The following is an 8560-nucleotide window of genomic DNA, read 5'->3' as shown; positions in this document are numbered from 1 at the left end:
GCATCGGGCATATAGTCCCGAATGGTATTAATAATACGGCGATATTTCTGGTGGGTATAGCCCCGTGCCATAGCTTTGAGAATATCGTTATCCCCAGATTGGAAGGGAATGTGGAAATGTTCGCACACTTCCGGCAACTCGTGACAAGCGCGGATTAGCCGTTCTGTAAAGTAGCGTGGGTGACTGGTAGCAAAACGGAGCCGCTCAATCCCTGGGACATTGGAAACATAATACAGTAAATCTGTCAAGGTGTGCTGATGCCGCCCCGATTCAGTCACTCCTGGTAAGTCACGTCCGTAAGCATCAATATTTTGTCCCAACAGGGTGACTTCCTTATACCCTTGCCGTCCTAACTCCTCCATTTCTGCCCGAATTGCTTCTGGGGTACGGGATTGCTCTAAACCTCGGACATTGGGGACTACACAGTAGGTGCAGCGTTCGTTACACCCATAAATTATATTTACCCAGGCGCTAATGCTGCTGTCCCGTCTTGGTTTAGTGATGTCTTCAACAATATGAATTGGTTCTGTAGCAACTAGCTGGTTGCCATCAAATACCTGGTCTAGCAAATCCCCCAAACGATTGGCGTGTTGCGGTCCCATGACTAAGTCAACTTCTGGAACTCGCCGCAGCAGTGCTTCTCCCTCCTGTTGTGCCACACAACCCGCTACTACCAGGGTCAGGTCTGGTTGTTGGTGTTTGCGCTTTGCCTGTCTTCCTAGGTAGGAATAAACCTTTTGCTCAGCATTATCTCGAATCGTGCAGGTGTTGTAGAGAATTAAGTCAGCCTCGTTGGGATTTTCTGACCACTGGAAGCCCATATCCTCCAGGATGCCAGCCATCCGCTCGGAGTCGGCTTTGTTCATCTGGCAGCCAAAGGTGGTGATATGGTAGCGGCGGGGAAATGAGGTCATCTTACGTTAAACAGCTAAGGATTGGATCAGGGGATCTCCTCTAATTATAAATTTTCAAACCTACTCCTTTTTCTGATCCCTATGGCAAAGGTGAATTTATCTATAGAATTTATCAAAGGCAGCAGGGAGTAGGGCGTAGGGAGCAGGGAGCTTCGGAGTAGGGCGTAGGGAACAAATCCTGTGTATTTCATTACTCTGATAAACGCTATATTAACCAGATTTTTTTATGCTTACTTTACCTGGTTTAACTATTTAATAGTATCCGTAAATACACGTATTTTAACTTTTAAACTATTTCAAATATCCCTAAAATTATCGTTTTAATTTTTATAAAAATAAGTTAATCAATTATTTGTTTTAGCAAAAAAACGTTGATTTTATCTTATAAACAATCCTTTTCTATTTATTGACTTTTTTTGCTGATTTTGCTGGGAAAGTTTTGAAGTAATGAGTATAAACTTTGAGCAAGGTCACCACAATGGGTTTTAAAAGCTATATCTTGTTATCTACTCTACTAGTTACTGTTGGTATTAATTTTTACCTAGGTAAGTCTAGTTTTCGAAAGGGATACCAGTCTGATTCTGTTGAACAGCAATTACTAGCTTTAGAGGAGGAAAGTTGTCCTCCAGGAACCGGACGACGAGATACTTCTGATTGTTTAAATTGAAATCCTTTATCCTTAAAAAAATGGCTATATACTGCATTAATTAATAGCTACAGTTCAGGTTAATTTATCAGGTAAATTAAAAATATTACTACCTGGATTTCCACTGACCATGAAAGCTGAAGGGGATAACCTTTGGTAATCCCAGACGACATATAGGTTCTTGATTTAGGGTGTTTCTACTAAATACCATCACTTCACTGGTATCAGAATTTCCGTCATACACAACTGTTAATATCCAACCCTGGTCATGATTCAGGCTATCCGGTGCATAAACGGGTTCCGAGGGATAGCGATTTTCCCCTAAATCAGCGACAATCAAGGTGCCAGTTTTGTGCTCAAAACATCCAATTGCACCATGCAATTCTTTACTAATATCGACGACTTCGCGATGTAGTGATAGATAAGTATGAGATGAGAATTGTCCTACTCGCTGTTGCGGCACCACAGGAAATTCACAGCTTCTATCGAACAACTGTTGTAACTGCACTACCTGACCAGTGTCAGGATTGAGTCGGGCTTGCCACAGGGTTCCTTTCGCTTTGGTTTTAGTTTGACCAGTGGGAACTTCTTTCAAATACTGATTGGTCTGAAAGTCACCATAACGGACAAAATCAATCACGATCAAGCCATCTTTCTCCACATAGCCATTGCTGAAGTGCCACTGATACCAGGGTTCAGCTTCACCGCGACTGACTTCACTAAGGCTGTCACAATCTACGATAATAATTTGGGTTGACTTATTTGGGTGCCACTCCATAGCATCACCATAGCTGCACCAACCCAGAGCTACTTTCAGGAAATTCACTCGCACTGGGGGTACAAAAAATACTAGATACTGCCCTGCGAGGACAAAATCATGGATGAAGGGGAAACCCTCTAGCTGTACTGACCCTTGTTGGATAATTTTGCCAGTGGAGTTGCTCTTGTAAATGTTGAGTCTGCTATTAAGTTCAGGGGTCAGTCCAAAGTTGAAAATCTCTCCAGTTTTGGGATCAATCTTGGGATGGGCAGAAAAGCTTGCTCCTTTGCCTAGGCCAGATAAGTCATCAGTGCCTCTGGTTTCTAAGGTCTGCAGGTCTAAGGCATGGGGATGACCACCTTCCCAGAGGGCTAACAATTTATCAGGTAATGGTAGCACTGAGGTATTGGCAGCATTTTTAACTGGCTTACTCCAGCGTTTCCAGATTGGTCCTGGTGTTGTCATGCCATAGTTGGGGTACAGTAATTTCTCAGCAGCAGCTTCTGCTTGATAGCCAGAGGTTTGGACGTAGCGATAAACTCCTGTGGCACCAGCAGGGGTAAAATGTACTGCTAAAATTGCTCCATCACCATCAAACCAATGTCCAACCGGTACACCACCTCGCTCTAACCGTGCAGGACCATTTCTATACAGAGAACCTCGCAACCCTTCTGGGATTTTGCCAGAGATGACCGGGAGGGCAGTAGGCGGAAATTCTGTTGCCGGTTTTGCGATCGCATTCGCCCAGCCTTTTGTTGTAGATGCTTGAGGGATCATTTTTCAAAGGGAATAGGGAACAGGGGTAAGAGTGTGGGGAGATGGGGAGATAGGGAGATGGGGAGATAGGGAGATCTCACAGGGGTAGGTTTTTTACATTTGGGTCGGGAGTCGGGAATCGGGAGTCGGGAATCGGGAGTCGGGAATCGGAACCCACCCCTAACCCCTCCCAGGAGGGGAAGAGCGGGAAATGGGGAGAATTATCCCGGCAACTAGTGTGTCTTTTGATACATATTTTTAGGAATTTATACGTAGCGATGCAGCGCGGTCTTGGGGGTTTCCCCCATGAGCGACTGCATCAAGACAATCAAAGTACCTACTCGCCCCTTTGTAAAAAACCTACCCTTATGAGGATAGGGAGATGGGGAGATGGGAAACATTTTTATAGGGTTTCCCATACTTACCAGCTAGATTCAATTTTCTTATTCCGACTCCCGATTCCCGATTCCCGATTCCCGACTCCCGACTCCCGATAGTTATTACCCAGCTACTGCTGTTGCTTCTGGTTTCTGGGCAGACTCCTGATCTTTGCGCTGGATCAGTTCAATCTTGTATCCACTCGGGTCTTCCACAAAAGCAATCACTGTTGAACCGTGCTTCATCGGTCCTGGCTCCCGCACTACCTTACCACCAAGAGATTTAATTTGGTCGCAGGTTTGGTAGATATCGTCTACACCAAGAGCAATATGACCGAAAGCATCCCCGATGTTGTACTGATCAACCCCCCAGTTATAAGTTAGTTCAATAACTGTGTTGTCAGATTCATCCCCGTAGCCTACAAATGCTAAGGTAAATTTTCCCCCTGGAAAGTCCTTCTGACGGAGCAGCTTCATGCCTAGGACATCGCAGTAAAACTTGATCGATTCCTCAAGATTGCCGACTCGCAGCATTGTGTGTAGCATTCGCATTAGCTTAGTGTCTCCTGTTGAATCAGCCAATTCCGTTCTATTGTATAGCAGTTGTTAGAGGGAGTAGGGAGTAGGGAGTAGGGAGTAGGGAGTAGGGAGTAGGGAGTAGGGAATCGGAACCCACCCCTAACCCCTCCCAGGAGGGGAACGGGAATCGGGAGTCGGGAATCGGGAATCGGGAAGAAATCCTGTTTACCTGATGAGTATCAGAATTGCTATAGCATTTTGCTTTGATATCTGAAATATAATTGAGAACCCAGCGCTATCCCTCGAATTCTGATCAAGGTCGGGTTTGGGGTTCCGGCCACTAGACCTGGCAGAGTTTACGAGCTTCTTGTGTCTAGAATAGAGTTGATTATTCTACAGTTCATTTAGCGATCGCATTTTCCCACTCCCGATTCTCGATTCCCGATTCCCGATTCCCGATTCCCGATTCCCTACTCCCTGTTCCCTTCAACCTTCAACCTTCAACCTTCAACCAATTAACCTTCAACCTTTAAGATGGTCACTTGGGATCCCTATCTAGCATCAATCCGTCAAGAGTACGCCCAATGGTGGCACGTTTATACCCTGACCGATGTCGAAGACCGCAAGCGCAAGGAGCAGCAAGCAACCCCTGGGCTGTTTAACTTTGACCTGATGGTGCAAACCATCAAGTCCGAGCAGCCACAAATAGACGAAAATCGGGAAGAAACTGAGCGGTTGCCTGTGCTGGCAGGATTGCGGAAGTATGCTGCGGAGCATGTTTTACTGGTGGGACGTCCGGGGTCCGGTAAATCCACAGCCTTAGTGCGATTGTTGGGGGATGAAGGGATACAAGACAAAATTCCAGTACTGGTGGAACTGCGATATTACCAGACATCCGTGTTGGAGTTAGTGAAGCATTTCCTAGAAAGCCATCTTGGTCAACCGCTGGACTCGAAGGAGATCGAAAAACTACTGTTTGATCGACAATTCTTGCTACTGATCGATGGCGTAAACGAGCTACCGTCAGAAGCAGCACGCCTGGATTTGACTAAGTTTCGGCAGAAATACCAGAAGACTACTCCCATGATTTTCACCACTAGGGATTTAGGAGTTGGTGGTGACTTAGGGATTGAAAAGAAGTTGGAAATGCAACCCTTGAGTGCAGCCCAAATGTCGGAGTTTGTCCGAAAGTATTTGCCACAACAGGGGGAGCAAATGCTTAACCAATTGGGCAATCGCTTACGGGAGCTTGGGGAAACTCCTCTACTATTGATGATGTTATGTTCCCTATTTCAAAATAAGGGAGAGATACCGTCCAATCTGGGGTTAGTGTTTCGCTCATTTACCCAGTTCTATTCGGAAAAAATCAAGCAAGATGTTAACGTTTCCGAGGAATCAAGAGAATTTTGGCCAGACCTGCTGCAACAGTTAGGGTTTGTGATGACAACAGGGGATAATCCCAAAGAGATTACCGTTGCTATTCCCAAAACAAAAGCCCAGGAAATTTTAACTGACTATCTACGTCATAATAATTTTACCGATCCTGATGTTCGCGCTAGGACGTGGCTAAAGGACTTACTCAACTATCACTTGATTCAACAATCAGGAGATTTGATTGAGTTTCGACACCAACTGATCCAAGAATACTATACAGCAGAATATTTATTGAAGCAATTACCACGTCTTAGTGATCAGGAGTTGCAACAGAACTATCTCAATTATTTGAAGTGGACAGAATCTCTGGTTTTGATGCTGCAATTGGTAGATAATGAAGCCGAAGCCCAGCGGGTGGTAAGGTTAGGATTAGCAGTGGATTGGCAACTGGGAGCGAGATTAGCAGGAGCAGTAAAACCAGAGTTTCAGGAGCAGACTGTTGGGTTGGTGGCTCAGTTAGAGATTCCGAAGTTACTTAAGGTTGAGCTGTTGGGAATAACTGAATCAGATAGAGCGATACCTGAGTTAACTAAATGCTTGGATGATGACGACTCTTCTGTGGGTATTATGGCGGTATATGCTCTGGAAAAAATTGGAATAAAAGCCACGATTAACCGTTTAATTAAATTCCTAGATGATGACGATTCATCTGTTCGCATAAGGGCGGCAGAAGCTCTAGAAAAAATTGGCACAGAAGCCACGATTGAGCCTTTAATGAAATGCCTTTATGATAACGACTCATCTGTGCGGAGAAGTGCAGCAGAAGCTCTGGGTAAAATTGGTAGAAAAGCCACGATTAACCCTTTAGTTAAATGCCTGGAGGAGGATGATGATGATTCAGATGTGCGTAGAAGTGCGGTAGATGCTCTGGGCAAAATTGGGACAGAAGCCACGATTGAATCCTTAATTAAATGCCTTGATGATAAGGACTCATCTGTCCGTAGAAGTGCAGTCGATGCTCTGGGTAAAATTAGGACAAAAGCCACGATTAAACCGTTAATTAAATGCCTGGATGATAAGGACTCATCTGTGCGCATAAGTGCGGCAGATGCTTTGGGTAAAATTAGGACAGAAGCGGCGATTCAACCGTTAATTAAATGCCTGAATTATCACAATGATTTTGTGCGTACAAGTGCAGCAGATGCTCTGGGTAAAATAGGGAAAGAAGCAGTGATTGATCCGTTAACTAAATGGCTAGATAATGATAATTATTTTGTGCATTCAAGTGCGGCATTCGCTATGGTAAAAATGCGGATAGAAGTAGCAATTGAGCCGTTAGTTGAATATTTGGATTATCCAGAATCATCTGTGCGGAGGATGGCGGCAAGAACTCTGGGTGAAATGGGTACAGAAGAGGCAATTCAGCCGTTAATTAAATGCCTTGATGATGACGACTGTATTGTCCGGAGAATAGCAGCATCTGCTCTGGCTAACATGAGGACAGAAACCACGATAGACCCGTTAATTAAATGCCTTGATGATGACGACTATTTGGTGCAGTATAGTGCGGCATTTGCTTTGGTAAAAATGGGGAAAAAATCAGGAATTAATAAGTTGCTGAAATGCCTAAATAACCCAAATATTGTTGTGCGTATATTTGCAGCAAACACTCTAGGAGATATTGGAAAAAAAAGGTTCATTTATCCGTTAATTAAATGCCTTGATGATGAACACAAAGCTGTGCGTTTTAGTGCGGCATTTGCTTTATATAAAATAGGTGAACAAGTACCGATTGACCCATTAATTAAATGTCTTGATGATGAATGGTCATCTGTACGGATAATGGCGGGAAAAGCTCTGAGAAAAATTGCTCGAGAAACCACTATTACTAAACTGATTAATCTCCTTAACAAGGCAGATTTAGCAGCAACTAGTAATGTCATCAATTTTTATGACACTATAAATGTTCTTAGCGCCATTCAACAGCGCTACCAAGTCTACAACCCAATCTATTGTCCCAAACCCACTCCCAAAGCCGATCCTCCCAAATTCATTGCCACTAAAACCATATACATCCTCCACCTCTCGGACCTCCACATCACCACCCTTGACCAAGCTACCCTTTGGTCAAACCAACTGGCTCAAGACCTCACCCAAGACCTTGACATCCCTCACCTTGATGCTCTTATCCTATCGGGTGATATCGCTAATTATTCCACTACAGAAGAATACCAGGCCGCACAACAGTTTCTCCACAACTTCCGCCAAGAGTTTCCCCTAGACCCGAAGCAAATTGTTCTAGTTCCCGGTAACCATGACCTGAACTGGGAACTATCAGAAGACGCTTATGATTTACGCGATCGCAAAAAATACCAAGGTAAACTCGAAGAGGGTCACTACATCGAAGAAAGTCCACGAGCGATTTGGGTTCGAGATGATACCAAATACCAACAACGCTTTGCCCACTTCAGCCAATTCTATCAAGCTATCAAAGGTCAAGCCTATTCCCTAGACTATGACGAGCAAGCCATTATCGACCATTTCCCAGAGCAAAACTTGCTGATCCTAGGACTAAACTCTGCTTGGCAACTGGATCACCACTTCAGAGCCCGTGCTAGCATCCACCCAGGTGCTCTGAGCAAGGCCCTGACCAAGATTCGCCGTAACCCAGACTACGTCAACTGCCTGAAAATAGCCGTTTGGCACCATCCCCTGAATAGTGACGGAAGCGATAGGATTACCGACCAAGGCTTCATGCAACAACTCGCTGTTGCTGGATTCCGTTTGTTCCTCCACGGGCACATCCACAAAGCCCAAGCCAGCCTTTTCCCTTACGACCTCAGCCGAGATGGGCGCAAACTCCATGGAATTTGTGCTGGCACCTTTAGCGCACCGACCTTTGAACTACGATCCGCTTATCCCTGGCAATATAATCTACTGAAAATTAACGATAATCAGCTTACTGTCTACACTCGCCGCCGGGAAGAAGAAAATGGTGCTTGGAAACCTGATTCACGGTGGACTCAGGGTCCAGGACTTGGTAGTTTGGATTATTATTCCATTGACTTGTAGGGAGTCGGGAGTCGGGAGTCGGGAATCGGGAGTCGGTGTAAGACGAAAATTTACTGTACCTCGTCAGTATGATAAACGCTATAAAAATGTTTCCCATCTCCCCATCTCCCCATCTCCCCAAACTTCCCACACTCCCTGTTCC

General features: G+C 44.9%; 7 protein-coding genes. 3 read left to right on the top strand and 4 right to left on the bottom strand.

Annotation, left to right across the window (positions count from 1 at the left end; genetic code table 11):
- Together F6K57_RS32475 and F6K57_RS32470 are read right to left on the bottom strand one after the other, a co-directional pair.
- Window positions 1-914, bottom strand: a 914-nt coding sequence (locus F6K57_RS32475) for a MiaB/RimO family radical SAM methylthiotransferase (RefSeq protein WP_293072157.1), incomplete at its 3' end; no start/stop codon positions are given.
- Between the two features lie 44 nt (window positions 915-958).
- A complete protein-coding gene (locus F6K57_RS32470; protein WP_293072156.1) occupies window positions 959-1105 on the bottom strand; it encodes a hypothetical protein in 147 nt (48 codons plus the stop codon).
- Window positions 1106-1392: 287 nt separating this feature from the next.
- On the opposite strand from F6K57_RS32470, the gene F6K57_RS32465 reads away from it, so the two are divergent.
- Entirely contained in the window at window positions 1393-1581 is a 189-nt protein-coding gene (locus tag F6K57_RS32465; protein ID WP_293072155.1) for a hypothetical protein, read from the top strand.
- A gap of 88 nt (window positions 1582-1669) precedes the next feature.
- Here the strand turns inward: F6K57_RS32465 and F6K57_RS32460 are convergent, their stop codons facing one another.
- Window positions 1670-3097 carry a carotenoid oxygenase family protein gene (locus F6K57_RS32460; protein ID WP_293072154.1) on the bottom strand — a complete coding sequence of 476 codons (1428 nt, stop codon included), beginning with the start codon at window positions 3095-3097 and terminating at the stop codon, window positions 1670-1672.
- Between the two features lie 257 nt (window positions 3098-3354).
- On the opposite strand from F6K57_RS32460, the gene F6K57_RS32455 reads away from it, so the two are divergent.
- Window positions 3355-3573 carry a hypothetical protein gene (locus F6K57_RS32455; protein ID WP_293072153.1) on the top strand — a complete coding sequence of 73 codons (219 nt, stop codon included), beginning with the start codon at window positions 3355-3357 and terminating at the stop codon, window positions 3571-3573.
- A 3-nt stretch (window positions 3574-3576) separates the two neighbouring features.
- Here the strand turns inward: F6K57_RS32455 and gloA are convergent, their stop codons facing one another.
- Entirely contained in the window at window positions 3577-4005 is a 429-nt protein-coding gene (gene gloA / locus F6K57_RS32450) for a lactoylglutathione lyase (RefSeq protein ID WP_293072152.1), read from the bottom strand.
- Between the two features lie 501 nt (window positions 4006-4506).
- Between gloA and F6K57_RS32445 the strand changes: the two genes are divergently transcribed.
- A complete protein-coding gene (locus F6K57_RS32445) occupies window positions 4507-8418 on the top strand; it encodes a HEAT repeat domain-containing protein (RefSeq protein ID WP_293072151.1) in 3912 nt (1303 codons plus the stop codon).
- The last annotated feature ends 142 nt before the right edge of the window (window positions 8419-8560 follow it).

The organism is Moorena sp. SIO4A5 (assembly GCF_010672005.1).
In the GTDB taxonomy this organism is placed as follows: domain Bacteria; phylum Cyanobacteriota; class Cyanobacteriia; order Cyanobacteriales; family Coleofasciculaceae; genus Moorena.
The sequence above is the reverse complement of the archived record's forward strand: the minus strand, read 5'-3'. Positions and strand labels throughout refer to the sequence as shown.

Bases quoted from the DNA above. Each gene is read 5' to 3' on its own strand.
- F6K57_RS32460 (WP_293072154.1), bottom strand. From the start codon at position 3,097: ATGATCCCTCAAGCATCTACAACAAAAGGCTGGGCGAATGCGATCGCA.
- gloA (WP_293072152.1), bottom strand. From the start codon at position 4,005: ATGCGAATGCTACACACAATGCTGCGAGTCGGCAATCTTGAGGAATCG.
- F6K57_RS32455 (WP_293072153.1), top strand. From the start codon at position 3,355: ATGCAGCGCGGTCTTGGGGGTTTCCCCCATGAGCGACTGCATCAAGAC.
- F6K57_RS32465 (WP_293072155.1), top strand. From the start codon at position 1,393: ATGGGTTTTAAAAGCTATATCTTGTTATCTACTCTACTAGTTACTGTT.
- F6K57_RS32470 (WP_293072156.1), bottom strand. From the start codon at position 1,105: ATGAAATACACAGGATTTGTTCCCTACGCCCTACTCCGAAGCTCCCTG.
- F6K57_RS32445 (WP_293072151.1), top strand. From the start codon at position 4,507: ATGGTCACTTGGGATCCCTATCTAGCATCAATCCGTCAAGAGTACGCC.